This window comes from Rhodovulum sp. ES.010 (genome assembly GCF_900142935.1).
Lineage (GTDB): Bacteria > Pseudomonadota > Alphaproteobacteria > Rhodobacterales > Rhodobacteraceae > Rhodovulum.
The window spans coordinates 3,017,753-3,044,133 of record NZ_FSRS01000001.1 but is presented as its reverse complement, the minus strand read 5'-3'; the positions used below and the strand labels follow the sequence as shown (position 1 = coordinate 3,044,133).

General features: G+C 67.9%; 31 protein-coding genes. 18 read left to right on the top strand and 13 right to left on the bottom strand.

Features of this window, described 5'->3' with window-relative positions:
• Nucleotides 1–67: 67 nt before the first annotated feature.
• Genes BUR28_RS14995 through folK form a run of 5 tightly spaced genes read right to left on the bottom strand, consistent with a single transcriptional unit; the run spans nucleotide 68 to nucleotide 4,714 of the window.
• Nucleotides 68–808, bottom strand: a complete 741-nt coding sequence (locus tag BUR28_RS14995; protein WP_074220859.1) for a pyridoxine 5'-phosphate synthase — start codon at nucleotides 806–808, stop codon at nucleotides 68–70.
• Nucleotides 809–834: 26 nt separating this feature from the next.
• Entirely contained in the window at nucleotides 835–1,479 is a 645-nt protein-coding gene (locus tag BUR28_RS14990) for a DUF2062 domain-containing protein (protein ID WP_074220858.1), read from the bottom strand.
• 29 nt (nucleotides 1,480–1,508) lie between these two features.
• Nucleotides 1,509–3,629, bottom strand: a complete 2,121-nt coding sequence (locus tag BUR28_RS14985) for a RelA/SpoT family protein (protein WP_074220857.1) — start codon at nucleotides 3,627–3,629, stop codon at nucleotides 1,509–1,511.
• 43 nt (nucleotides 3,630–3,672) lie between these two features.
• Nucleotides 3,673–4,038: a DNA-directed RNA polymerase subunit omega gene (rpoZ, locus tag BUR28_RS14980; protein WP_074220856.1), complete on the bottom strand. Its 366-nt coding sequence runs from the start codon at nucleotides 4,036–4,038 to the stop codon at nucleotides 3,673–3,675.
• Between the two features lie 37 nt (nucleotides 4,039–4,075).
• The gene (gene folK, locus BUR28_RS14975) at nucleotides 4,076–4,714 is read right to left on the bottom strand and encodes a 2-amino-4-hydroxy-6-hydroxymethyldihydropteridine diphosphokinase (RefSeq protein ID WP_074220855.1); all 639 of its coding nucleotides are present in this window, start codon (nucleotides 4,712–4,714) and stop codon (nucleotides 4,076–4,078) included.
• A gap of 114 nt (nucleotides 4,715–4,828) precedes the next feature.
• Between folK and BUR28_RS14970 the strand changes: the two genes are divergently transcribed.
• The 7 genes from BUR28_RS14970 to rnhA all read left to right on the top strand — a co-directional run bounded on the left by BUR28_RS14970 (nucleotide 4,829) and on the right by rnhA (nucleotide 9,094).
• Nucleotides 4,829–5,407 carry a LabA-like NYN domain-containing protein gene (locus BUR28_RS14970; protein WP_074220854.1) on the top strand — a complete coding sequence of 193 codons (579 nt, stop codon included), beginning with the start codon at nucleotides 4,829–4,831 and terminating at the stop codon, nucleotides 5,405–5,407.
• 69 nt (nucleotides 5,408–5,476) lie between these two features.
• On the top strand, nucleotides 5,477–5,923 hold the full coding sequence (locus BUR28_RS14965; protein WP_074220853.1) for a YqaA family protein: 447 nt from the start codon (nucleotides 5,477–5,479) through the stop codon (nucleotides 5,921–5,923).
• A 60-nt stretch (nucleotides 5,924–5,983) separates the two neighbouring features.
• Complete coding sequence (ispH, locus tag BUR28_RS14960) at nucleotides 5,984–6,934, top strand: 4-hydroxy-3-methylbut-2-enyl diphosphate reductase (RefSeq protein WP_074220852.1); 951 nt, start codon at nucleotides 5,984–5,986, stop codon at nucleotides 6,932–6,934.
• Nucleotides 6,934–7,548, top strand: a complete 615-nt coding sequence (locus BUR28_RS14955) for a LysE family translocator (protein WP_074220851.1) — start codon at nucleotides 6,934–6,936, stop codon at nucleotides 7,546–7,548. Before ispH ends, BUR28_RS14955 begins: the two co-directional genes overlap by 1 nt.
• On the top strand, nucleotides 7,545–7,994 hold the full coding sequence (locus tag BUR28_RS14950) for a DUF3429 domain-containing protein (protein ID WP_074220850.1): 450 nt from the start codon (nucleotides 7,545–7,547) through the stop codon (nucleotides 7,992–7,994). The genes BUR28_RS14955 and BUR28_RS14950 overlap by 4 nt, the downstream gene beginning before the upstream one ends.
• Nucleotides 7,991–8,590, top strand: a complete 600-nt coding sequence (locus BUR28_RS14945) for a class I SAM-dependent methyltransferase (RefSeq protein WP_074220849.1) — start codon at nucleotides 7,991–7,993, stop codon at nucleotides 8,588–8,590. Before BUR28_RS14950 ends, BUR28_RS14945 begins: the two co-directional genes overlap by 4 nt.
• Nucleotides 8,591–8,641: 51 nt before the next feature.
• Nucleotides 8,642–9,094, top strand: a complete 453-nt coding sequence (rnhA, locus tag BUR28_RS14940; RefSeq protein ID WP_074220848.1) for a ribonuclease HI — start codon at nucleotides 8,642–8,644, stop codon at nucleotides 9,092–9,094.
• 9 nt (nucleotides 9,095–9,103) lie between these two features.
• Here rnhA and BUR28_RS14935 read toward each other — a convergent pair whose 3' ends face one another.
• Complete coding sequence (locus BUR28_RS14935) at nucleotides 9,104–9,898, bottom strand: HTD2 family dehydratase (RefSeq protein ID WP_254813756.1); 795 nt, start codon at nucleotides 9,896–9,898, stop codon at nucleotides 9,104–9,106.
• A gap of 53 nt (nucleotides 9,899–9,951) precedes the next feature.
• Here BUR28_RS14935 and BUR28_RS14930 point away from each other — a divergent pair, with 53 nt between their 5' ends.
• Entirely contained in the window at nucleotides 9,952–10,350 is a 399-nt protein-coding gene (locus tag BUR28_RS14930) for a VOC family protein (protein ID WP_074220846.1), read from the top strand.
• 27 nt (nucleotides 10,351–10,377) lie between these two features.
• On the opposite strand, the gene BUR28_RS14925 is transcribed toward BUR28_RS14930, so the two are convergent.
• Nucleotides 10,378–10,920 carry an NADPH-dependent FMN reductase gene (locus BUR28_RS14925; RefSeq protein WP_074220845.1) on the bottom strand — a complete coding sequence of 181 codons (543 nt, stop codon included), beginning with the start codon at nucleotides 10,918–10,920 and terminating at the stop codon, nucleotides 10,378–10,380.
• A 120-nt stretch (nucleotides 10,921–11,040) separates the two neighbouring features.
• On the opposite strand from BUR28_RS14925, the gene BUR28_RS14920 reads away from it, so the two are divergent.
• Complete coding sequence (locus BUR28_RS14920) at nucleotides 11,041–12,696, top strand: thiamine pyrophosphate-binding protein (RefSeq protein WP_074220844.1); 1,656 nt, start codon at nucleotides 11,041–11,043, stop codon at nucleotides 12,694–12,696.
• Nucleotides 12,697–12,714: 18 nt separating this feature from the next.
• On the opposite strand, the gene BUR28_RS14915 is transcribed toward BUR28_RS14920, so the two are convergent.
• Both BUR28_RS14915 and BUR28_RS14910 read right to left on the bottom strand, forming a co-directional pair.
• Nucleotides 12,715–13,425 carry an aspartate/glutamate racemase family protein gene (locus BUR28_RS14915; protein ID WP_074220843.1) on the bottom strand — a complete coding sequence of 237 codons (711 nt, stop codon included), beginning with the start codon at nucleotides 13,423–13,425 and terminating at the stop codon, nucleotides 12,715–12,717.
• A 99-nt stretch (nucleotides 13,426–13,524) separates the two neighbouring features.
• Complete coding sequence (locus tag BUR28_RS14910) at nucleotides 13,525–14,739, bottom strand: TsoY family (seleno)protein (RefSeq protein ID WP_074220842.1); 1,215 nt, start codon at nucleotides 14,737–14,739, stop codon at nucleotides 13,525–13,527.
• Nucleotides 14,740–14,789: 50 nt separating this feature from the next.
• On the opposite strand from BUR28_RS14910, the gene BUR28_RS14905 reads away from it, so the two are divergent.
• The gene (locus BUR28_RS14905; protein WP_175566957.1) at nucleotides 14,790–15,167 is read left to right on the top strand and encodes a hypothetical protein; all 378 of its coding nucleotides are present in this window, start codon (nucleotides 14,790–14,792) and stop codon (nucleotides 15,165–15,167) included.
• On the opposite strand, the gene BUR28_RS14900 is transcribed toward BUR28_RS14905, so the two are convergent.
• Nucleotides 15,137–15,637 (bottom strand): GNAT family N-acetyltransferase, encoded by a 501-nt coding sequence (locus tag BUR28_RS14900; protein WP_074220840.1) that lies wholly within the window; start codon nucleotides 15,635–15,637, stop codon nucleotides 15,137–15,139. The two genes, BUR28_RS14905 and BUR28_RS14900, sit on opposite strands and share 31 nt — an antisense overlap.
• A 227-nt stretch (nucleotides 15,638–15,864) precedes the next feature.
• Here BUR28_RS14900 and smc point away from each other — a divergent pair, with 227 nt between their 5' ends.
• On the top strand, nucleotides 15,865–19,323 hold the full coding sequence (gene smc / locus BUR28_RS14895) for a chromosome segregation protein SMC (RefSeq protein ID WP_074220839.1): 3,459 nt from the start codon (nucleotides 15,865–15,867) through the stop codon (nucleotides 19,321–19,323).
• A 3-nt stretch (nucleotides 19,324–19,326) separates the two neighbouring features.
• Here the strand turns inward: smc and BUR28_RS14890 are convergent, their stop codons facing one another.
• From BUR28_RS14890 to BUR28_RS14880, 3 genes are all read right to left on the bottom strand, one after another.
• Nucleotides 19,327–20,508: a lytic murein transglycosylase gene (locus tag BUR28_RS14890; RefSeq protein ID WP_074220838.1), complete on the bottom strand. Its 1,182-nt coding sequence runs from the start codon at nucleotides 20,506–20,508 to the stop codon at nucleotides 19,327–19,329.
• A gap of 64 nt (nucleotides 20,509–20,572) precedes the next feature.
• Complete coding sequence (locus tag BUR28_RS14885; RefSeq protein WP_074220837.1) at nucleotides 20,573–21,562, bottom strand: glutathione S-transferase family protein; 990 nt, start codon at nucleotides 21,560–21,562, stop codon at nucleotides 20,573–20,575.
• 86 nt (nucleotides 21,563–21,648) lie between these two features.
• Complete coding sequence (locus BUR28_RS14880; RefSeq protein ID WP_074220836.1) at nucleotides 21,649–22,818, bottom strand: MalY/PatB family protein; 1,170 nt, start codon at nucleotides 22,816–22,818, stop codon at nucleotides 21,649–21,651.
• 100 nt (nucleotides 22,819–22,918) lie between these two features.
• On the opposite strand from BUR28_RS14880, the gene def (BUR28_RS14875) reads away from it, so the two are divergent.
• The 7 genes from def (BUR28_RS14875) to BUR28_RS14850 all read left to right on the top strand — a co-directional run bounded on the left by def (BUR28_RS14875) (nucleotide 22,919) and on the right by BUR28_RS14850 (nucleotide 26,378).
• On the top strand, nucleotides 22,919–23,440 hold the full coding sequence (gene def / locus BUR28_RS14875; protein WP_074220835.1) for a peptide deformylase: 522 nt from the start codon (nucleotides 22,919–22,921) through the stop codon (nucleotides 23,438–23,440).
• Nucleotides 23,441–23,451: 11 nt separating this feature from the next.
• Nucleotides 23,452–23,913 carry a hypothetical protein gene (locus BUR28_RS14870; RefSeq protein ID WP_139307587.1) on the top strand — a complete coding sequence of 154 codons (462 nt, stop codon included), beginning with the start codon at nucleotides 23,452–23,454 and terminating at the stop codon, nucleotides 23,911–23,913.
• Entirely contained in the window at nucleotides 23,913–24,407 is a 495-nt protein-coding gene (def, locus tag BUR28_RS14865; protein ID WP_074220834.1) for a peptide deformylase, read from the top strand. The genes BUR28_RS14870 and def (BUR28_RS14865) overlap by 1 nt, the downstream gene beginning before the upstream one ends.
• On the top strand, nucleotides 24,404–24,907 hold the full coding sequence (gene def, locus BUR28_RS14860; RefSeq protein WP_074220833.1) for a peptide deformylase: 504 nt from the start codon (nucleotides 24,404–24,406) through the stop codon (nucleotides 24,905–24,907). Before def (BUR28_RS14865) ends, def (BUR28_RS14860) begins: the two co-directional genes overlap by 4 nt.
• A complete protein-coding gene (gene fmt, locus BUR28_RS14855; RefSeq protein ID WP_074220832.1) occupies nucleotides 24,907–25,806 on the top strand; it encodes a methionyl-tRNA formyltransferase in 900 nt (299 codons plus the stop codon). The genes def (BUR28_RS14860) and fmt overlap by 1 nt, the downstream gene beginning before the upstream one ends.
• 123 nt (nucleotides 25,807–25,929) lie before the next feature.
• Complete coding sequence (locus BUR28_RS20170) at nucleotides 25,930–26,082, top strand: hypothetical protein (protein ID WP_175566956.1); 153 nt, start codon at nucleotides 25,930–25,932, stop codon at nucleotides 26,080–26,082.
• A 56-nt stretch (nucleotides 26,083–26,138) separates the two neighbouring features.
• Nucleotides 26,139–26,378 carry a GlsB/YeaQ/YmgE family stress response membrane protein gene (locus BUR28_RS14850; protein WP_074220831.1) on the top strand — a complete coding sequence of 80 codons (240 nt, stop codon included), beginning with the start codon at nucleotides 26,139–26,141 and terminating at the stop codon, nucleotides 26,376–26,378.
• Nucleotides 26,379–26,381: the final 3 nt, after the last annotated feature.

The following is a 26,381-nucleotide window of genomic DNA, read 5'->3' as shown; positions in this document are numbered from 1 at the left end:
CACCGCCACAACACCGTCCGCAGATTTCTGCCAAGGTGTTCTGAAGAACTCCTGGTCCCGCCCCTGCTCATACGCGCGCCTCGTCCATCCGCCGCCGCATTTCCGCGATAGCCGGGCCTAGGCCGAGAAAAAGCGCCTCGCCGATCAGGAAATGCCCGATATTGAGCTCGCGCAGCTCGGTGAAAGCGGCCACCGGCGCGACCGTATCATAGGCCAGCCCGTGGCCGGCATGGACCTCCAGCCCCAGGTCGTGGGCGTAGGTCGCCATCTTCCGCAGCCGGTCCAGCTCGGCATCCCGCGCCTCGATCCGCCCCTCGGCGTGAAGGTCGCAAAAGGCGCCGGTATGCAATTCCACCACCGCTGCGCCAATCCGGGCGGCGGCCTCGATCTGCGCGGGATCGGCGGCGATGAAGATCGACACCCGACAGCCCGCGTCCCTCAGCGGGGCGATGAAATGCGCCAGCCGGTTCTCGTCCTGCGCCACCTCGAGCCCGCCCTCGGTGGTGCGCTCCTCGCGCTTCTCGGGCACGATGCAGACCGCATGGGGCCGGTGGCGCAGCGCGATTGCCTGCATCTCTTCGGTGGCGGCCATCTCGAGGTTGAGCGGCAACGTCAACGCCGCCATCAGCCCGTCGATATCGGCGTCCGAGATGTGGCGCCGATCCTCGCGCAGATGCGCGGTGATGCCGTCGGCCCCGGCCTCCTCGGCGAGTATCGCCGCCCGGATCGGGTCGGGATAGTCGGTGCCGCGCGCGTTCCGCACGGTCGCCACGTGGTCGATGTTCACGCCCAGCCGCAGATGGTCCATGGCCCCTTGCCTCCACTTGTCCGGGTTCAAGTCCGGTCCTCGACCTGTGCCGCCTTGCGCCGCAGCTCGGCCAGTTTCTCCTTGAGCCGCCCGCGGCGGCGGTTCTGATAGGCGCGGATCACCGGCACGCTCAGGTAATACGCGACAAGCCCCGCGACGATGCCGGGGATGATGCCCCCGATCAGATAGGGCAGGAAGACCTCGTCGTAGAATTGCGCAAGCTTCGCCCAGTTGGTTTCCGCCTCGCTGAAAAGCGCGAACACATTGTCCCTGAGGTCGGCGGCCGCCCCGGTGAACTTGCCGACCAGCGTGGTGTTCATCGTCTCGTCGAACTCGGTGCCCATCAGGAAATGCCCGGTCTTCAGCGCGATCACCCCGATCGGGACATAGGTCAGCGGGTTGCCGAACAACGTCGACAGCATCGCCGCTAGGATGTTGCCGCGCATGACCATCGCAAGAACCGCCGCAAGCACGAAATGCAGCCCGTAGAACGGGGTGAAGGTCACGAACACGCCGGCGAAGATGCCGCGGGCGATCTTCTCGGGGCTGTCGGGCAGCCGGCGCACCCGGTGGGTGATGTAATAGAGCGCCCGGCCCCACCCGCCGCGCGGATAGACGCTGTCGAGCATGACCTGGCCCATGCTTCGCTTGTCTCGGCGCTTGAAGACCAAACCGGTCGTCCTTTCGGGGCAGGCACGCCTCAGTCGGCGCGCTCGGGATCGCGATACCTTTCGATTTCGGCCACATCGCTCTCGGCCTCAAGCGCGGTCATCACAGTGTGAAGATGCTCGACGTCGCGCAGGTCCACCTGAATCAGCAAACGGTAAAAATCCGGCTTCTTGTCCGCGAATTCCATGTCGGAGATATTCGCCTTCTGCTCGCCGATCAACGTGCAGATATGGCCAAGGACCCCCGCATCGTTGCGGATCGTGACGCTCAGCCCGACCGTGTGCACCGCCGGGTGTTTGCCCGAGTGCCAGTAAAGGTCGATCCAGCGGTCGGGCTGGTCCTCGAACTTCTCCAGCACCGGGCAGTCGATCGCATGCACGACCACGCCCCGCCCGCGATAGGTGATGCCGACGATGCGTTCGCCCGGCACCGGCTGGCAGCAGGGCGCGCGGGTGAAAGACTGATCGGGCGACAGGCCCACGACCGCACGGGTGGCGTCGATCTCGTCGCCGCCCGAGGTCGCAAGCTCGGGATAGAGCGCTTCGACCACATCCTGCGCGCGCAACTCGGCCGAGCCGAGGCGCGCCAGAAGCTCCGCGCCGGAGGGCAGGCCGAAACTCTTCGCCGCCGTCTTCACCGCCTTGTCGGTTGCCTTCTTGCCGACATGCTCGAACGCCACGCGGGCCAGTTCGCGGCCGAGCTTGATGTAGCGTTCCCGGTCCTCCTCGCGCAGCGACTTGCGGATCGCGGCCTTGGCGCGGCCGGTCACCACGATATCAAGCCATGTCGCCTGCGGGCGCTGGCCCTCGGCGGTGATGATCTCGACAGACTGGCCGTTCTTCAGCCGGGTCCAGAGCGGCACGCGGATGCCGTCGACCTTCGCGCCAACGCAGGAGTCGCCGATCCGGGTGTGGATGGCGTAGGCGTAGTCCAGCGGCGTGGCGCCGCGGGGCAACTTGATCACATCGCCCTTGGGCGTGAAGCAGAAGACCTGGTCGGAGTACATCTCGAGCTTGACGTGCTCGAGGAACTCGTCATGGTCCTCGGCGTTCTCGAACCGCTCGGTCAGGGACGCGATCCACTTGGCGGGGTCGACCGCAAAGGGGTTCTCCGCCCGCACACCGTCGCGGTAGGACCAATGCGCCGCAACACCGGACTCGGCCACCTCGTGCATCTGGCGGGTGCGGATCTGCACCTCTACACGCTTGCCGTCGCGCCCCGACACGGTGGTCTGGATCGAGCGGTAGCCGTTGGACTTGGGCTGGCTGATGTAATCCTTAAACCGTCCTGGTACCGCGCGCCAGCGGCGGTGGATCGCGCCCAGAACGCGGTAACAGTCGCCCTCGCTCCCGGTGATGACGCGAAAGCCGTAGATGTCCGAGAGCCGCGAGAAGCCCTGTTCCTTCTCCTCCATCTTGCGCCAGATCGAGTAGGGCTTCTTGGCGCGGCCGAACACGTCGGCCTCGACACCCTCGCGCTCCAGTTCCTTGCGGATGTCCTGGGTGATCTGCTGGATCACGTCACCCGACTCGCGTTGCAGCCTGATGAAGCGGCGGATGATGGAATTCCGCGCCTCGGGGTTCAGCACCCGAAAGGCGAGGTCCTCCAGTTCCTCGCGCATCCACTGCATGCCCATCCGGCCAGCGAGCGGCGCGAAGATGTCCATCGTCTCGTGGCTCTTGCGCACCTGTTTGTCATGCGGCAGCGACTTGATCGTGCGCATGTTGTGCAGCCGGTCCGCCAGTTTGACCAGGATCACCCGCAGGTCCTTGGACATCGCCATGAACAGCTTGCGGAAGTTCTCGGCCTGCTTGGTTTCCGATGACGAAAGTTGCAGGTTGGTGAGCTTCGTGACGCCGTCGACCAGTTCGGCGATCTCGTGGCCGAAGAGCCGCTCGATCTCCTTGTAGGTCGATTTGGTGTCCTCGATCGTGTCGTGCAGTAGCGCGGTCACGATGGTGGCGTCGTCCAGCCGCTGTTCGGTCAGGATCGCGGCGACGGCCACCGGATGAGTGAAATACTCCTCGCCGGACCGCCGGAGCTGGCCCGCGTGCATCTCGCGCCCGTAGACATAGGCACTGCGGATCAGCGCCTCGTCCGTTCGGGGGTTGTAGTTGCGAACCAGCGAGATCAGGTCTTCGACGTCGATCATCCGGCCGCGAGCCTTATGGGGGCGCGTCGCGCGCGCCCCGCGGTCATTTCTGTGCCTGCGCTTCCATCAGCGCGCGAAGCAGCTTCTCTTCGGACATGTCGTCCTCGGCCGGCCGGTCGGGCTCGCTCGCGCCGCCGCCACCCATCAGAAGCGCCATGGAATCCTCTTCCGGCTCGTCGACCTCGATCTGGGTCTGGTTCGCCTCGATCATGCGTTCGCGCAACTCGTCGGCGGACTGGGTTTCCTCCGCGATCTCGCGCAGAGCGACGACCGGGTTCTTGTCGTTGTCGCGGTCGACGGTCAATTGGCCGCCCGACGCGATCTCGCGGGCGCGGTGGGAGGCGAGCAGCACCAACTCGAACCTGTTCGGAACCTTGTCGACGCAATCTTCTACCGTCACGCGGGCCATGGCACACTCCGATCCGTTGGGAGGTTGAGCCCCCTGTCTATTGGGTCTGAAAGTCCTTGACAAGGGCGGAAACCTCGCCCCAGGGGCCCGAAATCGGCACAATTTCCGCCTTTTCCCCGGCCGGAAGGGCATCGCGCAGCTCCCGCGCCGTGCGGCGCAGAATCGGGTGGCGCCAGTCGGGCGCGATCTCGGCAAGCGGCACCAGCACGAAGCCGCGTTCCTGCAGCCGCGGATGGGGCAAGATCAATCGATCCGGCGCGGCGCGCTGCTGGGCTCCGGGCGGGAGCGTGCGCCAAGCCGTCTGGCTCTCGACGTCGGGCAGCACCACGTCGCCCAGCGCCAGCAGGTCCATGTCAAGGCAGCGCGGCCCCCAGCGCTCGGAGCGCACCCGTCCGAACGACGCCTCCACCGCATGAAGCCGCGCCAGAACCTCGTCTGGCGGGAGCGCGGTCTCGATCTCGGCGACGGCGTTCACGAAATCGGGACCGGCCCCCGCCGGCATGCAGGGGGTGCGGTAGAACCGGCTGATTCGCCCCACCCGCAACGACGCGCTGTCAAGCGCGCGGAGCGCCTTCGCAAGCGTGCCCGACAGGGTTGCGCCGCGAATCGCGACATTTGTGCCGATGGCAACGTGTCCTTTTGGGTTGGTTTTCGCGTGATTTGGAGGTTGCGGCATTCCGTGCGATCCTTAGGTTCTGGGCAATGGCCCGCAGCACCACGTTTTTATTGTGCACATTGTCTCACCCCACTCACGGACTTGAGCTTGCGGGCACATCAAAAAGGAGCCCGAATGTTTTACAGAGATGAACGCCTGGCGCTTTTCATCGACGGCTCGAACCTCTATGCCGCCGCCAAGGCGCTGGAGTTCGACATCGATTACAAGCTCCTCCGCCAGGAATTCATGCGGCGCGGAAAGCTCTTGCGAGCGTTCTACTACACCGCGCTGCTCGACAATGACGACTACTCGCCGATACGGCCCCTTGTGGACTGGCTGAACTACAACGGCTTCACCATGGTGACGAAGCCCGCGAAGGAATACACCGACAGCCAGGGTCGCCGCAAAGTCAAGGGCAACATGGATATCGAACTGACGGTCGATGCCATGGAGCTGGCCCCGCGGGTCGATCACATCGTGCTGTTCTCCGGTGACGGCGACTTCCGGCCGCTGGTCGAAAGCCTGCAGCGGCAGGGCGTGCGGGTCTCGGTCGTCTCGACGATCCGGAGCTCGCCGCCGATGATCGCCGACGACCTGCGCCGCCAGGCGGACAACTTCATCGAGCTCGACGAGCTCAAGGAAGTGATCGGCCGCCCCCCGCGCGAACAGCGCGAACCGAGGGAACCGCGGACCGAGGCCGCGTCGAACGGCTGACCGGACGGGCCGGCGCAGCGTCGGCCCGCCCTTGAAACGCGGCCCCGCCGCGGCATCTGGACGGGGCAGATGCTGGACCTGTCGCTCCTCGCCCAACTCGCCACGCTCTTTCTCGCCGCCTTCGGCGCCGCGACGGTGCTGCCGTTCCAATCGGAGTTGGTCTTCGTCGGGCTTCAGCTCGCCGGCAAGATCGACCCGGTCACGCTCGTCGTGGCGGCGAGCGTCGGCAACATCCTGGGGGCCGTCGTGAACTACGTGCTCGGCCGCTGGGTCGAGCATTTCCGCAAACGGCGCTGGTTTCCGGTTTCCAACCTTCAACTGGCGAAGGCGCAGGAGTGGTACGGACGCTGGGGCGTCTGGACGCTGTTGCTCAGCTGGGCGCCCTTCGGCGACGGCTTCACCGTGGTCGCAGGCATGATGCGCACGCCGGCCTGGCTGTTCCTGGTGCTGGTCACCATCGCCAAGACCGGGCGATATGCCGCGCTTGCCTGGGCCACCGGCGCGGCGTCGGGCTAGGTCCGGGGCTGGACGAGAAACGCCCGGAGGTTTACCTCTTGAACGAACAGGAGAGACGCCATGACCAAACCCCCGCTGACCCTTCACCTGGCTGCGCCGCGCGGTTTCTGCGCCGGTGTCGACCGCGCGATCAAGATCGTCGAGATGGCGCTGGAGAAATGGGGGCCGCCGGTCTATGTGCGGCACGAGATCGTGCACAACAAGTTCGTGGTCGACGGTCTGCGCGAAAAGGGGGCCATCTTCGTCGAGAAACTGGACGAATGTCCGGCCGACCGGCCGGTCATCTTCTCGGCCCATGGCGTGCCGAAGGCAGTGCCGCAAGAGGCGCAGCGGCGCGAGATGGTCTATGTCGACGCGACCTGCCCGCTTGTCTCCAAGGTGCACCTGGAGGCGCAACGCCATCACGAGAACGGCAAGCAGATGGTCATGATCGGCCACAAGGGCCATCCCGAGACCGTCGGCACCATGGGGCAGTTGCCCGAGGGCGAGGTGCTGCTGGTCGAAACCGCCGAGGACGTGGCCGGGCTGGAGGTGCGCGACCCCGAAAAACTGGCCTACATTACCCAGACGACGCTTTCGATCGACGACACGGCCGAGGTGGTCAAGGCACTTGAAGCGCGGTTCCCAGCCATCGAAGGCCCCCACAAGGAAGACATCTGTTATGCCACCACGAACCGCCAGGGCGCGGTCAAGGCGGTGGCGCCGAAGGTTCAGGCGCTGCTGGTGATCGGGGCACCCAACTCGTCGAACTCGAAGCGGCTGGTCGAGGTCGGCGCCGCGGCGGGGTGCGAGTATTCGCAGCTGGTCCAGCGCGCGGCCGATATCGACTGGCGCGCGATCGAAGGCTGTTCGGCCGTGGGTCTGACGGCCGGGGCCTCGGCGCCCGATGTGCTGGTCGAGGAGGTCGTGCAAGCCTTCCGCGACCGGTTTGACCTGGCGGTCGAACCGGTGGTCACAGCGACCGAGAAGATCGAGTTCCGCCTGCCGCGCATTGTACGCGAACCGGCTTGATGATCTCGGCGCAGTTCCTGCTGACCGCGCTGGTCGTGGTGCTCGCGCCCGGGACGGGGGTCGTCTACACGCTGATGATGTCACTTGGACAGGGCCGACGCGCCGCGCTGCCGGCCGCGCTCGGCTGCACCTTCGGCATCGTGCCGCACCTATTGGCGGCGATCCTCGGCGTGGCCGCGCTCCTGCATTCCTCGGCGGTGCTGTTCCAGATCGTAAGGTTCGCCGGCATCGCCTACCTGCTCTACCTCGCCTGGCAGGCCGTGCGTCGCGGCGGCGCGCTGAACATCGGTGCAGAGCGCGGAGATAATGGGTTCTTCCGCATCGCCGCGCGCGGTGCGCTGATCAACATCCTCAACCCCAAGCTGTCCATCTTTTTCCTCGCCCTGCTGCCCCCCTTCCTGAGCGGCAACCCGGCCACAGCGACGTCGGAAATGGGGCTGCTCGGCGCTGTCTTCATGGCGCTGACCTTCGCGGTGTTTCTGGGCTACGGTCTGTTCGCCGCCGCGGCCCGCGACCGTCTTCTGACCTCCGCGCGCGCGATGGCCTGGCTGAACCGGGGCTTCGCTGCGGCCTTCGCCGGGCTCGGCCTCAGACTCGCGTTGGAGAAGGCATGAAAGACGTCCCTCGTTCCGCTCTCGTCCTTGGTCTGGCCGGGCTGATCCCGTTCGTTTGGGGGGCGGGCACCGTGCTTGTGCCGGGGCTCTTCGATTTTGCCCTGACAAGCGTCGGCCCGCGCTTCATGGGGATCTACGTCCTGAATTTCTATGGCACGATCATCCTGGCGTTCATGTCGGGCGTGCTCTGGGGCTTTGCCACCCGGGCTGAAGGCGCGCGGGCGGGCATGGCCTACGCCCTGTCGGTGATCCCCGCGCTTTGGGCCTTCTTCATGGTCGGCGGCGGGCCGGAGGGCTCGATCATGGCGCTGATCGGCGGCTACCTGGGTCTCTTGATGCTCGACACCTTCTACTGGAAGGCCGGCCTCGCCCCGCTCTGGTGGATGCAGCTGCGCGTCCCGCTGACCGCGGTGGTGGTGACCTGCCTCGCCCTCGCCCTGCTGTGAGCGGCACCGACCGGGAAACGCTGGCGGTGTACGAAGCGCGGGCACGCGACTACTCCGCGCTTCATCACGGGCCGGAAACCGCGCAGCGGCTGCGCGCCTTCGTCACCGCGCTGCCGCGGGGCGGCACGGCACTCGATCTCGGCTGCGGCCCGGGCTGGGCGGCGGCGGAGATGCGCGACGCAGGGCTGCACGTGACCGCGCTGGATGCCAGCCCCGAGATGGCCGAAGTCGCACGCGCCCGCTACGGGCTTGCCGTGACCGTGGCGCCCTTCGACGCCCTCGCGGATGAGGCCGCCTTCGACGGCATCTGGGCGCATTTCAGCCTGCTCCACGCCCCACGGGCAGCACTTCCCGGCCATTTCGCCGCGATCCGCCGCGCGCTCCGGCCGCGCGGGCTGCTGGCGGTCGCCATGAAGCTTGGCGCGGGCGCGGGCCGGGACCGGCTGGGCCGGCTCTACACCTATGTCGGCCGGGACGAGCTGCGCGGGCTGCTGACAGAAGCAGGGTTCGCGCCGGAGAGCGAAGAGGTGCGGATGTCGATGGGCTTCGACGGAACCGAGGGCGAAACCCTGTACATGACCGCCCGGTGCGATTGACGCCCTGATGTCCGCCCCATACACCGCCCCGGCGCAGGAGGACGACCGCCGATGACGGAACTTTACGCCTATACCGACGGTGCGTGCAGCGGAAACCCCGGCCCCGGCGGCTGGGGGGTGCTGTTGCAAGCCAAGGATGGCGAGACCCTGGTGAAGGAACGCGAACTGTCGGGCGGCGAGGCGGCGACCACCAACAACCGCATGGAACTCCTCGCCGCGATCAACGCGCTGGAGAGTCTCAGCCGGCCCGCCCGGGTCACCGTCGTCACCGACAGCGCATACGTGAAGAACGGTGTCACGGGCTGGATTCACGGCTGGAAGCGAAACGGCTGGAAAACGGCTGCCAAGAAGCCGGTGAAGAACGTGGAACTCTGGCAGCGGCTCGACGCGGCGCAGGCGCGGCACGAGGTGCGCTGGGAATGGGTCAAGGGCCATGCGGGCCACCCGGAGAACGAGCGCGCCGACGAACTGGCCCGTGCGGGCATGGCGGCATTCAAGCGCTAATCAAAACGCTCAGGCGTGCTCGGCCTCGGCCCCCATGCAAAGCCGTCCGTCCGGCGCCGCGACCCAGTGGGTCGTTCCCGCCCGGCAAAGCGTCGCCGCCTCGGTGTCGATCAGCGCCGAGCGGGCGCGGAAACGAAAGGCGCGGAGCGGCGCATGCGCCTCGGCCCGCAGCATCAGCAACTGGGCCAGCAGCGGGCCGTGGACGACGAGCCCGCCATATCCCTCGACATCGCGGGCGTAGTCCCGGTCATAATGGATGCGGTGGCCGTTGAAGGTCAGCGCGGAATAGCGAAACAGCAGCGTCGGCGTGAAGTGCGCCTCGGAACTGTCTTCCGCCCCGCCCGGCGCCTCGGGCGGCGCGGGCTGCGGCGCGCCCGGGCGCGGGTCCTCGCGATAGACCAGGTCCTGCTCTTCGCGCACGCGCAGCACCCCGCCCTGCACGATGTTGTGGCACAGCGTGATGAAACCGAGCGGACCGGACCGGCCCTGCTTGCGCTCCACGGCGGCGATGGTGGTCGTCTTCTCGGCCGGCATGCCCAGCCGCAGCGGTCCATAGAAGGTCAGCCGCCCACCGGCCCACATACGACGCGGCAGGCCCATGTCCGGGATGAACCCGCCCAACGCCGGGTGGCCGTCGCGGCCCAGCGCGGGCGCGGGTTGCGGATCCCAGAAATAGACTTGGTGGAAGAACGGGGGCAGCGCGTCGCGCGCCTTGGGCGGGGGACCGTCGAGGCCCAACGTCGCGTGAAGCGCCGCGGCCCGCGACGGGTCCATCGCGTCGCGGAAGGTTTGCGTTCTGTCCATCGCCTCTTGCATGGTGGCGACGCTAGCCTTAGCCCGCGAAAGGCGCAACGCGCATGACTCCGGCCATCACAGCCCTCGACCACCTCGTGCTCACGGTCCGCGACCCCGACGCGGCGGTGACCTTCTACACCGCCGCCCTCGGGATGCGCGCCGAGGCATTCGCGGGGGCTGACGGGCGGCGGCGGATGGCCCTGCATTTCGGCGCCCAAAAGATCAACCTGCACCGCGCGGGCGCCGAGATAGCCCCGCACGCCGCCGCGCCCCGACCGGGAAGCGCCGACCTTTGTTTCCTCACCGAAACGCCGCTGGCCGACTGGCAGGTGCATCTGGAGGGGCTGGGGATCGCCGTCGAGTTGGGGCCGGTTCCCCGCACCGGGGCCACCGCGCCCATCATGTCGCTCTACCTGCGCGACCCGGACGGCAACCTCATCGAGGTCGCCAATCGCGCCTGATGCACCCGGACGCGGCGACGCCGCGGCCTAGCGGCCGATCTCGGACCGCAGCGCCGCCATCAGGCCTTCCAGCGCCTTGAGGTTGATCGGGTTGGTCAGCCGCCCGTCCGTATCGAACTGGTCCGTGGCCTGCCCGACCAGGACCTCGGGCCCCTGCAGGATATGAGGGCGATAGGGCACCATGCAGAGCCGCAGCGCGAATTGCGTCCGCTCGCCGCCTGCCCGGCCCGCGGTTGCGGCCATGATCGCCAGAGGCTTGTCCGCCCACGGGTTGCCGTCGCAACGGCTCACCCAGTCGAGCGCGTTCTTCAGCACGCCGGTGATCGACTTGTTGTATTCCGGCCCCGAGATCACCACCGCATCCGCAGCCGCGATCTGGTCGGCAAGGCGCTGGACCGGCGCGGGGATACCCTCCGCATCCTGGAGGTCCTGGTCGAAGAGCGGGAACCGCAGGTCCGCCTCCACGAATTCGGCCGGGTCGAAGAGGCGCGCGGCCTCGCGGATCAGCTTGGTGTTGAACGACTCCTTGCGGAGCGAACCGGAAATGCCGAGGAGGGAATACTGTGCCATGGGGTCTCGCCTGTTGCTGCGCGCCAGAACCTAAGGCACGGGCGCGGCGGTGCAAGCCGCGCCTTGCCCCCGGCGCAGGCTTCGCGCAGGGTGCGCCCGAAGCTTGCGACGGAGGGGTGAATGGAACGGCACGGCGGGCGGATTCTGGCGGATCAACTGGCCTTGCAGGGGGTGAGCCGGGTCTTTTCCGTCCCGGGCGAGAGCTTTCTCGCGGCACTCGACGGGCTGTACGACGTGGGCATCCCCAATGTCGTCTGCCGGCACGAAGGCGGCGCAGCGATGATGGCCGAAGCGCATAGCAAGGTGACCGGTCGGCCCGGCGTGCTGTTCGTAACGCGTGGACCGGGGGCCACCAACGCGTCCAGCGGGCTGCACGTGGCGCGGCAGGATTCGACCCCGATGGTTGTCTTCGTCGGCCAGATCGCGCGGGGCGACCGTGATCGCGGAGCGTTCCAGGAAGTCGATTACCGGCGCTTCTTCGGCCCACTGGTGAAGTGGGTGACCGAGGTCGACCAGATCGAGCGGCTGCCCGAATATGTCTCGCACGCCTTTCACGTTGCGACCTCGGGCCGCCCCGGCCCGGTGGTCCTCGCTCTGCCCGAGGACATGCTGAGCGCGCGCGCAGACGTGCCGGACGGCGCGCCCCCCGCCCGCCTGCCACCCGAGGCAACCGAGGCGCAGGTGGCCGCCATTCTCGAGGCGCTGAACGCGGCACAGCGGCCGCTTGTGGTGGCGGGCGGGCCGCAGTGGTCGTCCCGTGCGGCGGCACACCTGGCCGGGTTCGCGGAAGCCTTCGACCTGCCCGTGGCGGTCAGCTTTCGCCGTCAGAGCTACATGGACAACCGTCATTCCCATTACGTCGGCGACCTTGGCGTGGGCATGAACCCGAAACTCGGGGCGCGGCTCGCACGGGCGGACCTAGTGCTGGCGCTCGGCACGCGGTTAGGCGACACGGCGACGAACGGCTACACCCTGCTCGACCCGACGCGGCCGGGGCCGCGGATCGTCCATGTTCACCCCGACCCCGACGAGTTGGGCCGGGTCTGGCGCCCTGAGCCCGGCATCGCGCTTTCGGCGCCCGCGATGGTCGAGGGTCTGGCCCGGCTGCCCAGCCATCCGGGGCCGTGGGCGGAATGGACCGCGGCGGCCCGCGCCGAGTACGAGGCCTGGTCGACGCCGAAGGAAACGCCCGGCGCAGTCAAGATGGAGCGGGTCGTCGCCTGGCTGTCTGCACATCTGCCCGAGGACGCCATCGTGACCAACGGGGCGGGCAACTACGCGGCCTTCCTGCACCGCTATTTCGCCTTCAAGGGCCATGGCACGCAGCTTGCGCCGACCTCCGGGTCCATGGGCTACGGCTTTCCCGCGGCGATCTCGGCCAAGCTCGAACATCCCGACCGGCCGGTAATCTGCCTTGCGGGCGACGGTTGTTTCCAGATGACGCTGAACGAGATGTCGACCGCGGTGCAGCACGGTGCGAACTTGGTCGTGATCGTGGCGAACAATGGCCGCTATGGCACGATCCGGATGCACCAGGAAAAGACCTATCCCGGCCGGGTCAGCGGGACCGACCTGGCGAACCCCGACTACCCGGCGCTGGCGCGGGCCTATGGCGGCGACGGGGTCGTCGTCGAAGAGCAGTCGGCTTTTCCGGTGGCGATGGATCGCGCGCTGGCGGCCGACACGCCGTTCGTGGTGGAATTGCGGCTCGATTCCGAGGCGCTGGCGACCGGCTTCACGCTGTCCGAGGCCCGGGCCATGGGCGAGGCCGGCTGACTTCGTACCCGCGCGCGGTCAGGCGATCCTGGCCGCCTTGCCCGCCAGCGCCATGTCGAGCACCGCATCGCAATGAATCCCGACCGTGTCGAAGACCGGCACAGGGACATTGCCGGCGTTGAGCAGAAGGCCCACCTCGGTGCAGCCTAGGATCAGGCAATCGGCACCCCGTTTGGCCAGCCGCATCGCGATTCCCTCGTAGGCCGCGCGGCTTTCGTCGCGGATCACGTCGCGGCACAACTCGTCATAGATGATGCGGTGGGTCTCGGCGCGATCTTCCGGGCCGGGCAGCATCGGCGTGAGGCCGGCGGCCCGCAGGCGGTCGGTGTAGAAGGTCTGCTCCATCGTGTAGGCGGTCGCCATCAGCCCCGGTTTCGACAGACCGGCCGTGCGGATCGCCGCGGCCGTGGCGTCGGCGATGTGCAGAAAGGGGATCGCCACGCCCGCCATCATCTGATCGGCCAGCTTGTGCATGGTGTTCGTGGCGAGGATCAGCAGTTCCGCGCCGCCGGCCTCAAGCGCGCGCGCCTCACGGCTCAACAGGTGCCCGGCCGCCGCCCAGTCGCCCTCCTCCTGCATCCGCTCCACCACCGCGAAATCCAGCGACCGGATCAGCAGCTCGGCCGAATGCAAGCCGCCCAACCGCTCACGCGCCCCGCGGTTCAGCGCCTCGCAATAGAGCGCGGTCGAGGCGGCGGACATGCCGCCGAGGATGCCGATGGTCTTCACGTGGGCTCGCTCCTCTGTTGCCCCGGTGATGGGACAGGCACGGCCCCGACGCAAGGCGGCAGGGACAAGCGGGCGGCGCATCGGCCGCCCGCCGCCGAGCTATTCGGCCGGCATCGGCTGGGCGCCGCGCGCTCGCCCGAAATGGCGCCGGTTCAGGTGGAAGGTGAACCAGACCATAACGATCTGGATCGCCACCGCCAGCGCCGAAACCGCCCAGTAGCCGGCCGAGAACTTCTCGACGAGTCCGGACGGAACGACGCCCCTGTTGAGCCAGAATTGCAGCATGACCGAGAGTGCGACGCCGGGGCAGACGAGCGCATAGGCCCCGGCGGAGTCACGCGCCCCGAAGATGTAGCTCCGCCAATATCCCTGCCGGTTCAACACGAGAAAGCCGAGCAACAGGAACACCACCTGCACCGCCATCAGCCGCGACAGGAACACGAGCGTCTCGACCGCCGCACCCTCAGCGCCAAAGGTGGCGTGCATACCGTGCTGCTGGCGCAGGAACGTGATGCCCAGCACCGTCATGATCGGAATCACCACCATCAGCGTCGGCCCCGATTCCTTCGCCGTGCCGTAGTGGAGCATCGAATTGAATCCGGTGATCGCAGCAACCACCGCATAAAGGATCGCCGTCATGCCAAAGAAGGTGGAGCCGATCAGGCTGATGCCCGCGGTCAGCGGCACCGTGCTCATCGCTGCCGGCGCCGCAAAGCCCACTGCGACCATCGACAGCGCGAAGGCGGGCAGGAGTTGGGCGAACGAGTTGTGCGCCGTCACGTCGAACACGCCACCTTCGCTGAGCACCCGACCGAGAAACCGCCCGAGTTGGCGGAAGGCCAGCACGCCGATCAGGCCAAACGCGACCAGCGCCATCGGGAACAGGTATTCCACGACGCTCCAGAGCCCGGGCACGAAGGCCATCCCCAGCACGAAGCCCACGTTCACGCTCATCGCGAGTGCGAGCGGCATCGCCAAGAGCTGCGTCTCGGCATTGGTCGTGGTCAGGTCTTTCCACGTCGCCGTGTCCGTGAGGCGGCGATACTGGGCGATGTTCCAGAGAAGCAACCGGATGTTGTGGAACGCCATGACTGCAATCCCCAGATAGGCGACGACAATCATTGCCTGCGTCAGCACCGACCCGGTGGCGAATGCCCGGGCCACATCCTCGAAGACGGGGACGGGCTGAGCCGGGTGATCCACCCAGAAGAACAGGTACATGAAGAACGTCACCGCCAAACCGCCCGCCCCCAGCGAGGCGAGGAAATAGAATGGCGAATAGCGGTCTGCCGGACGAGAGACCTTTGGTTCCATACGAGAACTCCGATTTATATTCACGATTTGGAATATGTAATAAACCAATATTGAAGATACTGCAATTCCTTCGTTCGGCCGCGGCGCTCGCGGGCGTTAAGGCGCTGTTAACCGGATTGGGGCGCTCTGGAGCCATGACACGGCTGGCGATGATCTTGGCTCTTGCGGCCCTGGCGAGTTGCGATTCGCCCGACCCCGACTATGCGGGCCTTCCCGCGACGCGGGTGAGCGTCGACGGCTCCACCTTCGCGGTGCGGCGCAATGGCAACGAGGCCCAGGCCATTCGGGTGAACATGGAACGGCGCGCGGGCGTCATGGCGCGCGCCTTCGTGGCGATCGAACCGGCGACGGGCTGCCAGGTTCGGCCGGGAACGCTGTCCGGCGATCCGGCTGTGGTCTATGCGAGGCTCTCCTGCTCGGCCCCCTGAGGACCTCGCAGGCTGAACCCGATCCGCTTTTCCATGAACAGGTTCGAGGCAATGTCGGGATAGCTGCCGAACGGCCCACGCTCGACGAACCCCAGGCGTCGATAAAGGGCGACTGCGGCCTCCAGCGCGGCGCCGGTCTCCAGCAGGAGCCAGCCGAGCCCGATATCCCGCGCCGCACGCTCCAGGTCGTCCATCAGCACGCCACCGACACCCTGGCCGCGCCGCACCGAATCGACATAGAGTCGCTTGACCTCGCCATAAAGGCCCTCGTCCACCAAGGCGACACACCCCACCGGCTGGCCGCCGTCGCGCGCCACCAGGAATTGCGTGTTCCTGGCTGCAAGTTCCTCGGCCGAGAAGCTGAAGCACTCTTCCGGCGGATAGACTTCCAGAAGCGCCGCCTGGCTTGCCTCGACAAGCGCACGGCCCTCAGGCGTCAGCGGGCTCTCGGTGGTGATGGTGAAGGCCATGCTCTGATCCTCGCTCGTCGCGCATATCGCCCAGCCGCCCCAAGGGGTCAACCCTCCCGTCGCAACACCGCCCAGGTTTCGGCACACCCCCAGCCCGCACCCAACGCCCGTCAATATATTGTGGAAAACACCTGCAATGCGCCCAGATGGTGGGGTCAGCCCTTGACTTGCGGGCTGCGGACACAAAGGATCGGGGAACGTGACGGGAATCGCGAAAGGATGGGCCCTTGCGCTTCAACCGGCTCCGGCTCAATGGCTTCAAGAGCTTCGTAGACCCCACCGATCTGGTGATCGCGGAGGGGCTGACGGGAGTCGTCGGCCCCAATGGCTGCGGCAAGTCGAACCTGCTGGAGGCGCTGCGCTGGGTGATGGGCGAGAACCGCCCGACCGCGATGCGCGGCGGGGGCATGGAGGACGTGATATTCGCCGGCGCCGCCACGCGGCCCGCGCGCAATTTCGCCGAGGTCAGCCTTCAGATCGACAATTCCGACCGTCTGGCCCCGCCCGAGTTCAACGATGCCGACATCCTGGAGGTTGTGCGTCGGATCACCCGAGATGCCGGCAGCGCCTACCGTGTCGGCGGCAAGGACGTGCGCGCCCGGGACGTGCAGATGCTGTTCGCCGACGCCTCGACCGGCGCCCATTCGCCCGCGCTGGTCCGCCAGGGGCAGATTTCCGAACTGATCAACGCCAAGCCCCGCAACCGCCGCCGCATCCTCGAAGAGGCGGCCGGGATCTCGGGCCTTTACCAACGGCGCCACGAAGCCGAGTTGAAGCTGAACGCGGCAGAGCAGAATCTTTCGCGCGTGGACGACGTGCTCGACCAGTTGTCGCAGCAGCTGTCACAGCTTGCGCGGCAGGCGCGGCAGGCGGCGCGCTACCGCGCACTCTCTGAGGACCTGCGCCACGCCGAGGGGCTTCTGCTCTATCGCCGCTGGCAGGAGGCCGATGCCGCGCGCGCCACGACCGAAGCCGAGTTGACGGAGCGCACCCGGGCGGCCGCAGCCGCGGAGGCGACGGCCCGCGAGGCGGCCAGGGCGCGCGAGACGGCGGAAGAGGCCCTGCCCCCGCTGCGCGAGGAAGAGGCGATCGCCGCGGCGATCCTGCAACGTCTCACCGTCCAGCGCGACGCACTCACCGAGGAGGAGGTCCGCGCGCGCGACGCCATCGAGACGCTGACCGGACGCATTGCCCAGCTTGGCCGCGACATGGAGCGGGAGAGCGGGCTCAACCGCGACGCCGGCGAAACCATCGCCCGGCTGGAAGAAGAGCAGGCCGCGCTCGACCAGGCCCATGAGGGCCACGGGGCCACGCTCGAGTCGGCCGCCGCAGCGGCCCAGGAGGCAGCCGCCGTCCTTCGCGAGCGCGAGGATGTGCTGAGCGAGAAGACCGAGGATGTGGCACGCCTCTCGGCCCGGCATCAATCGGCCCAGCGGCTGCGAGAGGATGCAGCGCGCACGCTTTCCCGGAACGAGGACGAAGCGGCCCGCGCACGCACGGCAGTCGGCGAGGCGACGGCCGCGCTCGATGCCGCGTCAGAGGCCGTGCGCGCGGCCACCGACCGCCAGACCCAGGCCACCGAGGCCGCTGAAGCGGCCGAGGCTGCGCTGGTCGCCGCCGACGAGGCGCGCGGCACCGCACATGCCCGCGAGGCCGAGGCCCGCGCCGAGCAGTCCGAGGCCGAGGGCGAGGCCGGGGCGCTCCGCGCCGAGGTGGCGGCTCTCGCGCGGCTGGTGGAGCGGGACACCGCCGAGGCCGGGCAAGTCCTCGACCAGCTCGGTGTCGAGTCAGGGTACGAAAAGGCGCTCGGGGCCGCGTTGGCCGACGACTTGCGCGCTCCCGAGGCGGAGACCGGGGCGGCCTCGGGCTGGGTCGCGCTGCCGCCGTACGACCGGTCGCAACCCCTGCCCGACGGGTCCGCGCCGCTGGCCGAGCATGTTTCCGTGCCCGCGGTCCTTCTCCGCCGCATCGGGCAGATCGGCCTTGTGCCGGATGCCGAAACCGGCCGGCGGCTGCAGGCCGAATTGCGCCCCGGACAAAGGCTGGTCAGCCCCAAAGGCGACCTCTGGCGCTGGGACGGCTTCCGCGCGGGCGCCGAGGATGCCCCCACCGCCGCCGCGCTGCGTCTGGAGCAGCGCAACCGCCTGGACGACCTCAAGCGCGATCTCGATAGGGCCAATGCCCGGGCCGCCGTCGCGGCACAGGCTCATGCCGAACTGGCCGAGGATCTGGCCTGTACGACCGAGGCCGATCGCGCCGCCCGCGAGGCGCGACGTGCCGCCGACCGCGATCTGGCCGAGGCGGGACGCACCCTCTCGCGCGCGGAAGGCGAGCGTGACATCGCGGCGAGCAAGCTCGAGTCGGCAAGGATGGCCGTTTCGCGCCACGAGGACGAGGCCACCGCGGCCCGCGCCCGCCTGAAAGAGGCCGAGGCCGCCTTGGCGGACCTGGGCGATCTAGATGAGGCGAGGGGCGAGGTCGAGGACATCAAGACCACCGTCGAGGCGGCCCGGATGACGATGATGGCGCGCCGCGCCGCCCATGACGAGCTCCGCCGCGACGGCGAGGCGCGGGCGCGCCGCCTGCAGGACATCGCCAAGGAGGTCGCGAGCTGGCGACGGCGGCTGGAGACCGCCGAGACACGGATCGCCGAGCTCGCCGATCGCAAGGCCGCCTCGGAAGAGGAACTGGGCAGGGCCGCCGCGGCACCCGAGGAGATCGCCGCCCGCCGCGAGGAACTCGCCGCCTCGATCGAGACCGCAGAGGTGCGGCGCCGCACGGCGGCCGACGCACTGGCCGAGGCAGAGACCGCCCTGCGCGAAACCGACCGCGCGGCGCGCGACTCCGAACGCGCGGCCGGCGAGGCGCGCGAGGCCCGCGCCGCCGCCGAGGCCCGCGCCGAGGCCGCGCGCGACAGCGTCGCCCAGGCAAGCGCCCGGATCGCCGAAGAGATGGAGACGACGCCCGCAGCGCTTCTCGAAAGCCTCGATGCCGGCCCCGACAAGCTGCCGTCCTCCGAGACGATCGAACACGATGTCACGAGGCTCAAGCGCCAGCGCGATGCGCTGGGTGCGGTGAACCTGCGCGCCGAGGAAGACGCCCGCGCGGTGCAGGAGGAGCACGACACCCTGACCGCCGAGAAACACGACCTCGAAGAAGCGATCAAGGCGCTGCGCTCCGGCATCGCCAGCCTCAACCGGGAAGGACGCGAACGACTGCTGACCGCGTTCGAACAGGTGAACTCCAATTTCGGGATGCTGTTCACCCACCTTTTCGGCGGCGGCGAGGCGCGGCTCGTTCTGGTCGAATCCGACGATCCGCTGGAGGCGGGCCTGGAGATCATGTGCCAGCCACCGGGCAAGAAGCTCTCGACGCTGTCGCTCTTGTCCGGGGGCGAACAGACGCTGACGGCGCTGGCGCTGATCTTCGGGGTGTTCCTGGCGAATCCCGCGCCAATCTGCGTGCTCGACGAGGTCGACGCACCGCTCGACGACGCCAACGTGACGCGGTTCTGCGACCTGCTGGACGAGATGACGCGGCGCGCCGATACGCGCTTCCTCATCATCACCCACCACGCGATCACCATGAGCCGGATGGACCGCCTGTTCGGAGTGACGATGGCCGAACAGGGGGTCAGCCAGCTGGTGTCGGTCGACCTGAAAAAGGCGGAACAGATGGTCGCCTGAGCCTCACAGCCGGTTCAGCAGCTCCGGCGTCGGCCAGGAATCGGCCGGCAGACCGAGGCGCAACTGTTCCTTCTGCACGGCCGCCCGCGTCTTGGCGCCGAGGATGCCGTCGATGCCGCCCACATCGTGCCCCCGCGCCACGAGTCTTTGCTGAAGCCGCTTCATTTCCGCGCCTGAAAGGCCGGGGTCAGGCCGGCGCGGATCGTAGGGCGGCGCGCCTTCCAGCCGCGTGGCGAGGTAGGCCGCCGTGGTGACGTAGACGAGGCTTCGGTTCCACTCGAAAAAGACGCGGAAGTTGGGATAGACGAGGAAGGCAGGACCGTTCCGTCCCACCGGCAGCAGAACCGAGGCGGGCATGCCGCCGGGGCCAAGGCTGCCCTCACGTGCCTGCACGCCCAGCGCGGCCCAGTCGGCGACCGCCTTCCGGTGGTCGAGCCCGGTCTCCGGCCACGGCAGGCCATCGGGGATCACGACCTCCTGCATCCAGGGCTCACTCGGCCGCCAGCCGAGATCGCGCAGCATGTTCGCCCCTGACATCAGCGCATCCGGTGCCGAGGTCTTCAGGCGCACATGCCCGTCGCCGTCGCCGTCCACGCCGTTCTCCAGGATGTCCTCGGGCAGCATCTGCACCTGTCCAATCTCGCCCGCCCAGGCGCCGGTCATGCGCGCGGGGTCGAAATCGCCCCGTTCGAAGAGCGTGAGCGCGGCGAAGACCTGTGGCCGGAACAACTCGGGCCGCCGGCAATCGTGCGAAAGCGTCACCAGCGCATTGAGCGTGTTGAAATCTCCCTGCACCGCGCCGTAATCGGTCTCCAGCGCCCAGAACGCCAGCAACACGCCCCGCGAAACGCCGAAGCGCCGGTCGATCTCGTCGAAGACCGCGGCATGGCGCGCCGCGTTCTGCTGCCCCTTGTCCAGCCGGTACTGGCTGATGAGGCGGCGTGAAAAGTCGATGAAGTCGCGCAGGAAAAAGCCCTGCGCCCGGTCCCGGCGGATCACCTCGGGGTCTTGGCGCACGCCGGCGAAAAAGCGGTCCACAGCCCCCCGGTCATGCCCGCGCGCCACCGCTTCGCCCTTCAGCCCGGCGACGAAACCGGCAAAGCTGCCCCCGCAGGTCGCATTGGCCAGGGTGACCGAAGGCGCCCCAAGGGCAAGGCAGACGGCAATCGCGGCTGGGAAATGCATGAATGGGCTCCGAAAAGGCTTTAAGTATCGCAACCCTAGCAGGGCTCCGCGATCTGGCAACCGCTCACGCGGCGGCCAGCCTCTCGCGCCCATGCGGTTCGTGCCAGTCGATCACCGGGTTGATCGGGATGATCCGGTTGGGGTTAATCATGTCGTGGCTGTAATGGTAGTGGCGCACGATATGGTCGAAATCGACCGTCCCGGCCACGCCCGGCCATTGGTACAGCTCGCGCGCATAGGCCCAGAGATTCGGAAAGTCGATCAGCCGGTTGCGGTTACACTTGAAATGCAGGTGATAGACGGGGTCGAACCGCACCAGCGTCGTGAACAGCCGCCAATCGGCCTCGGTGAGGCGCTCGCCCACGAGGTAGCGCCGCGTGGCCAGCCGGTCTTCCAGCCAGTCGAGGCTGTCGAACAGCGCGCACACGGCCTCGTCGTAGGCCGTTTGCGAACTGGCGAAACCGGACTTGTAGACCCCGTTGTTCACCGTGTCATAGACCCGCGCGTTCACCTCCTCGATCTCGCCGCGCAGGTGCTCGGGCCAGTAATCGTCCCGGTTTCCGGTCAGCCCGTCGAAGGCCGAATTGAACATGCGGATGATCTCGGCCGATTCGTTCGACACGATGGTCTGCCGCCGCTTGTCCCACAGAACCGGCACCGTCACCTTGCCCGACACATTCAGCGCGGCCTTGGTGTAGACGTCTCGCAGGAACGGCAGGCCATACAGCGTGTCGCCCGTCGCGCCGGGGGAATCGGTCGAGAACGTCCAGCCATCGTCCAGCATATCGGGATGCACGACCGAGACGTCGATATGGTCCTCCAGCCCCTTCAACCGGCGGAAGATCAGCGTGCGGTGCGCCCAGGGGCAGGCCAACGAGACATACAGGTGATAACGTCCGCTTTCGGCCGCGAACCCGCCCTCGCCGCGTGGCCCGGCGCGGCCGTCGGCCGTGATCCAGTTGCGAAACGTCGAGTCCCAGCGGACGAACTTGCCGCCGTGTTTGCCGGTGTCGTACCAGCCCGGTTTCCATTCGCCGTCGATCAGTTGGCCCATGATGCCCTCCTTTTCGGGGCACCAGTTAGGGCCGGCGCGGCCCGCGCACATCCGCAGGGCGCGCGCACGCCCCCTGCATCAACGCACTACTGCAGGTCGGCGAAGGCCTCTTGCAGCCGCTCCACCGCCTCGGCGACGCGGGCGCGCGGCGTGGCGATGTTGAACCGCAGGAAACCTTCGCCCCCCGCCCCGAAGGTCGACCCGTGGTTCACCGCGATCTTCGCGTCCCGCTCAACGCGCCGAGTGAATTCCTCCGCGGACATGCCGGTGCCCGCGAAATCCACCCAGGCCAGGTACGTCGCCTCCAGCGGCATCGACGCGAGCCCCGGAATGGCGTTCACGCCCTCGTCGAACAGCCGGCGGTTGCCGTCCAGATAGGCCATCAGCGCGTCGATCCACTCCGCACCCCCGGGCGAATAGGCGGCGGTCGCCATCTCGACCCCGAAGGAGTTGGGCGACAGGCCCAGCGCCATCATCCGCGCCCCAAAGGTGCGGCGCAGGCGCTCGTCGGGGATGATGACGTTGCCTATATGGCTGCCGGCGATGTTGAAGCTCTTGGTGGTCGCGCTCATCATTACCAGCCGGTCACGTATGCTGGCATCCACCAGGTCCATCACCGTGTGGCACTCCCCCGGGTAGACCAGATCGTGGTGGATCTCGTCCGAGACCAGCACCAGGTCGTGCCGCTTGGCGAAATCGGCGACACCCTGCAATTCCTCGCGCGTCCAGACCCGCCCGCCGGGATTGTGCGGCGAACACAGGATCACCATCTTCGCCCCCTCGACCATCCCGTCATAGGCCGCGAAATCCATTTCATAACGGCCTTCGCGGTTGACCATCGGGCATTCCATCACCTTGCGACCGGCGGCCCGGATCACCCGTGCAAAGGCGTGGTAGACCGGCGTGAACAGAACCACACCGTCGCCGGGCGCGGTGAAGGCGTCGACACACATTCCCGTCCCGTTCACCAGCCCGTGCGTTGTGAAGATCCATGACGGGTCGACCGTCCAGCCATGGCGCTCAGACATCCACCAGCCGATCGCCGCCTTGTAGGCGCTCTCGTCGCCGAAATAGCCGTAGACCCCGTGATCGATCATCCGCTGCACCGCCGCGCTCACGCAGGCGGGCGGACGGAAGTCCATGTCGGCCACCCACATAGGGATCCCGTCTTCGGCCGGCACGCCGTAGATCGGCTCCATCATGTCCCATTTCTGCGAATGGGTGCCGCGGCGCTCGATGATCTCGTCGAAATTCATGGGGTCCTCCGAAGTGTCGCGCCAAGCTACAAGCCGACACGGCGGGCGCAAGCCTTCGTCGCATTGCGCAAGGCGGCCGGTTCGCCTAAATCCTGCTGTCATGAGTGTTCGACCGATCCTGATCCATCCCGATCTGCGCCTGAAGAAGGTGGCGGACCCGGTGACGGACATCTCCGACGAGCTTCAACGGCTTGCGGAGGACATGCTGGAGACCATGTACGACGCGCCGGGCATCGGGCTGGCCGCGCCGCAGCTGGGTCTGTCGCACCGGCTGATCGTGATGGATTGCGCCAAGGACGAGGGCGCGCGCCCGCAACCCCACGCGATGTTCAACCCCGAGGTAGTGTGGCAATCCGACGACCTGAACATCCACGAGGAGGGCTGCCTGTCGATCCCCGAAACCTTCGCCGAGGTGACGCGGCCGGCCGAAGTCGTGGTACGCTGGACCGACCCCTCGGGCGAGGCAAAGGAGGACAGGTTCGCAGGGCTGTGGGCCACCTGCGTCCAGCACGAGATCGACCATCTCGAAGGTAAGCTCTTCATCGATTACCTCAAGCCGCTCAAGCGCCAGTTGATCACGCGGCGTATGCAGAAACTCAAGCGCGAACGCGCCCGCGCCTGAGCCTTGGGACGATGCCCGCCCCTTACGCGCCCCGCCGGATCGTTCGACAGCCCGACTGGCAGGTGAACGGGGCGCGGTTCAAGCTCTACTGGATCGACGTGCATGGCGCCGCCGCGCCGGAGCCCGAGATATCCGCGATGGCCGAGGCCGTGGCGCGCGAGGTGCTGCCCATCGAGATGCAGGCCGAGGGCGCGGGCCATGACCTCCGCTTCGTCGTCCTGCACCGGGGGACCGACGGGCTGTGGCTGCTGCTCGACTGGTGGGCACATGGCGACATCTGCTGCCAGCGCCTGTTCCGCGCCGACCCCGAGGGCGGCGTGTTCCTCCCGATGCTGGGACGGCCGCTCCTGGCCTGCGTCTGGGAACTCGCCGTGATCGAGGCCGAGCGCCGCGCCTGGATCGAAACGATGATGACGCCGACGCCGAACCCCTCGGCCTACCTGGCGACGGCGTTGCCCGACGGGATGCACTGATGCCGGTGCGCGACATAGTGCGCTGGCCGGACCCGCGGCTGTCGGCCCCCTGCACGCCGGTGGGCGCGGTCTCCGACGCGGTCGCAAGGCTCGCCGGCGACATGCTGGACACGATGTATGCCGCGCCGGGCCGGGGGCTCGCCGCGCCGCAGGTCGGCGTGCTCTGGCGGCTGTTCGTGATGGACCCGCACGGACGCGCGGGGCCGCCCGCGCCGCGGGTGTTCGTCGACCCCGTGATCGAGGCGCGCTCGGTCGAGACCGCAAGCGGCCCCGAAGGCTGCCTCTCGATTCCCGGCATCGTCGCCCAGGTGGAGCGAGCGCTCGAGATCACGCTGAGTTGGCGCGACCTTGCTGGCACGGCGCATCGTGAAACGCTGACCGGCTTTGCCGCGATCTGCGCCCAGCACGAGATCGACCATCTCGACGGGATCGTGACCCTCGACCGCCTCGCGCCCGAGGACCGCGCCGCGCTGGAAAAGGCCTACGCCCCATGATCCGCGACATCTTGCAATGGCCGGATCGGCGCCTGATGACACCGGCCGAAACCGTCGCAACGGTGACCGACGAGATCCGCGCGATCTGGGCCGACATGATCGACACGATGGAGGCGATGCCCGGTCAGGGCGTGGGGCTTGCCGCACCGCAGATCGGGGTGCTGCAACGTCTGGCGGTCTTGGACTGTTCGCAGGAGCGCGGCCAGGCCATCCGCATGGCGAACCCCGAGATCGTCGTCGCCTCGGAGACGCGAAATGCCCACGAGGAGGCAAGCCCCTGCCTGCCCGGGGTTTCGGCCGAAATCACGCGGCCCGCGCGGGTGACGGTGCGGTTCTTCAATACCGAGGGCGAGATCGAGGAGCGCGCGTTCGACGGGCTCTGGGCGACCTCGGTGCAGCATCAGATCGACCACCTTGCGGGACGGATGTATTTCGACAACCTCTCGCGCCTGAAGCGGGCACGGTTGCTGAAGAAGGCGGAGAAAAGGAGAGGGCGCTGATGCGGGTGGTGTTCATGGGCACGCCGGAATTCTCGGTTCCGGTGCTAGAGGCGCTGGTGACGGCCGGGCACGAGATCGCCGCTGTTTACTGTCAGCCGCCGCGCCCCGCCGGGCGCGGCAAGAAGGACCGCCCCTCGCCGGTTCAGGCCCGGGCCGAGGCACTCCGGCTCCTAGTACGCCACCCCGGATCGCTGCGCACTCCCGAAGAACAGGCCGCCTTCGCCGACCTCGATGCCGATGTCGCCGTCGTTGTCGCCTATGGCCTGATCCTGCCGCAGCCGGTGCTGAACGCGCCGCGGCACGGCTGCCTCAACATCCACGCCTCGCTGTTGCCGCGCTGGCGGGGGGCGGCACCGATTCACCGGGCCGTGATGGCAGGCGATGCCGAAACCGGCATCTGCATCATGCGGATGGAGGCGGGGCTCGACACCGGCCCGGTGCTTCTGCGCGAGGTCACCCCGATCGGCGCAGAGGAGACCACGGGCGATTTGCACGACCGGCTTTCGTCCATGGGCGCGCGGCTGATCGTCGAGGCGCTCAACCGGCTGCCCGATCTGGCGCCCGACCCGCAACCGGAGACGGGCGTCACCTATGCCGAGAAGATCGACAAGGCCGAAGCGCGGGTGGACTGGACCTGCACGGCCGCCGAGGTGGCTCGGCATATCAACGGCCTCTCCCCCTTTCCCGGCGCCTGGTGCGAAGCCGGCGGCGAACGCCTCAAGCTGTTGCGCGCACGGGCGGTCGAGGGGGCCGGGGCGCCCGGCACGGTTCTCGGCGGGCTGCGGATCGCCTGCGGCGAAGGGGCGGTGGACCTGCTGCAGGCGCAGCGCCAAGGCAAGCGGCCGATGTCGGCCGACGAGATCCTTCGAGGCTTCCGCCTACCCGACCGCCTCGATTGACGCGCCCGCCGGCGCATCCGCCACGGTTCGTGCGGCGCGCCGGCAACGGGCCGGGAATCGCCGCACACCCTCGTTGATGTATGCGACGATCGATGCCATGCTTCCAAAAAAGAGGCAGAGCAGATGAAATCGACGAAATATGAACTCCTGGGCTTTTCCGGGCTGGTGGGTGTGACCCTCGTGCTCCTCGCGCTTCCGAGCGGGGAGCAGGAGCGCAAGGCGCTCAAGTCCGCCGCGAAGGGCATGGTCTCCACCGACGTCTTTACGCGGGAATAGGCCTCGGCGCCAAAGCGGCCCTAGGCGAATCCCGCCGTCCGGCCCATAGTCGGCCCATGCAGTTCCTGGCTCTGGTCATCATCGGCGCCGCCGCGGGCTTCATCGCAACGCGGCTGATGCGCGTCGAGGCGAGCCTTCCGGTGACGCTTGCGATCGGCATTCTCGGGGCGCTCATCGGCGGCTTCGTGTTGCGAGCGCTGCTGGCGCTGACGGGTATCGCAGCCGGGCTCGTCGGGGCCATCCTGGGCGCGATGCTGCTGATCTGGCTCTACCGGAGCTATCTCGACAGGCGCTGAGAC

Coding starts and splice junctions, on each gene's coding strand:
- BUR28_RS14935 (WP_254813756.1), bottom strand. CDS start 9,898: ATGGACAGAACGCAAACCTTCCGCGACGCGATGGACCCGTCGCGGGCC.
- BUR28_RS14955 (WP_074220851.1), top strand. CDS start 6,934: ATGATCTCGGCGCAGTTCCTGCTGACCGCGCTGGTCGTGGTGCTCGCG.
- folK (WP_074220855.1), bottom strand. CDS start 4,714: ATGCCGCAACCTCCAAATCACGCGAAAACCAACCCAAAAGGACACGTT.
- BUR28_RS14880 (WP_074220836.1), bottom strand. CDS start 22,818: ATGAATTTCGACGAGATCATCGAGCGCCGCGGCACCCATTCGCAGAAA.
- BUR28_RS14970 (WP_074220854.1), top strand. CDS start 4,829: ATGTTTTACAGAGATGAACGCCTGGCGCTTTTCATCGACGGCTCGAAC.
- BUR28_RS14965 (WP_074220853.1), top strand. CDS start 5,477: ATGCTGGACCTGTCGCTCCTCGCCCAACTCGCCACGCTCTTTCTCGCC.
- BUR28_RS20170 (WP_175566956.1), top strand. CDS start 25,930: ATGAAATCGACGAAATATGAACTCCTGGGCTTTTCCGGGCTGGTGGGT.
- BUR28_RS14870 (WP_139307587.1), top strand. CDS start 23,452: ATGCCCGCCCCTTACGCGCCCCGCCGGATCGTTCGACAGCCCGACTGG.
- BUR28_RS14985 (WP_074220857.1), bottom strand. CDS start 3,629: ATGATCGACGTCGAAGACCTGATCTCGCTGGTTCGCAACTACAACCCC.
- def (WP_074220834.1), top strand. CDS start 23,913: ATGCCGGTGCGCGACATAGTGCGCTGGCCGGACCCGCGGCTGTCGGCC.
- BUR28_RS14900 (WP_074220840.1), bottom strand. CDS start 15,637: ATGGCCTTCACCATCACCACCGAGAGCCCGCTGACGCCTGAGGGCCGT.
- BUR28_RS14925 (WP_074220845.1), bottom strand. CDS start 10,920: ATGGCACAGTATTCCCTCCTCGGCATTTCCGGTTCGCTCCGCAAGGAG.
- BUR28_RS14930 (WP_074220846.1), top strand. CDS start 9,952: ATGACTCCGGCCATCACAGCCCTCGACCACCTCGTGCTCACGGTCCGC.
- BUR28_RS14885 (WP_074220837.1), bottom strand. CDS start 21,562: ATGGGCCAACTGATCGACGGCGAATGGAAACCGGGCTGGTACGACACC.
- BUR28_RS14995 (WP_074220859.1), bottom strand. CDS start 808: ATGGACCATCTGCGGCTGGGCGTGAACATCGACCACGTGGCGACCGTG.
- def (WP_074220835.1), top strand. CDS start 22,919: ATGAGTGTTCGACCGATCCTGATCCATCCCGATCTGCGCCTGAAGAAG.
- BUR28_RS14920 (WP_074220844.1), top strand. CDS start 11,041: ATGGAACGGCACGGCGGGCGGATTCTGGCGGATCAACTGGCCTTGCAG.
- BUR28_RS14950 (WP_074220850.1), top strand. CDS start 7,545: ATGAAAGACGTCCCTCGTTCCGCTCTCGTCCTTGGTCTGGCCGGGCTG.
- ispH (WP_074220852.1), top strand. CDS start 5,984: ATGACCAAACCCCCGCTGACCCTTCACCTGGCTGCGCCGCGCGGTTTC.
- fmt (WP_074220832.1), top strand. CDS start 24,907: ATGCGGGTGGTGTTCATGGGCACGCCGGAATTCTCGGTTCCGGTGCTA.
- def (WP_074220833.1), top strand. CDS start 24,404: ATGATCCGCGACATCTTGCAATGGCCGGATCGGCGCCTGATGACACCG.
- BUR28_RS14850 (WP_074220831.1), top strand. CDS start 26,139: ATGCAGTTCCTGGCTCTGGTCATCATCGGCGCCGCCGCGGGCTTCATC.
- rpoZ (WP_074220856.1), bottom strand. CDS start 4,038: ATGGCCCGCGTGACGGTAGAAGATTGCGTCGACAAGGTTCCGAACAGG.
- BUR28_RS14890 (WP_074220838.1), bottom strand. CDS start 20,508: ATGCATTTCCCAGCCGCGATTGCCGTCTGCCTTGCCCTTGGGGCGCCT.
- BUR28_RS14910 (WP_074220842.1), bottom strand. CDS start 14,739: ATGGAACCAAAGGTCTCTCGTCCGGCAGACCGCTATTCGCCATTCTAT.
- rnhA (WP_074220848.1), top strand. CDS start 8,642: ATGACGGAACTTTACGCCTATACCGACGGTGCGTGCAGCGGAAACCCC.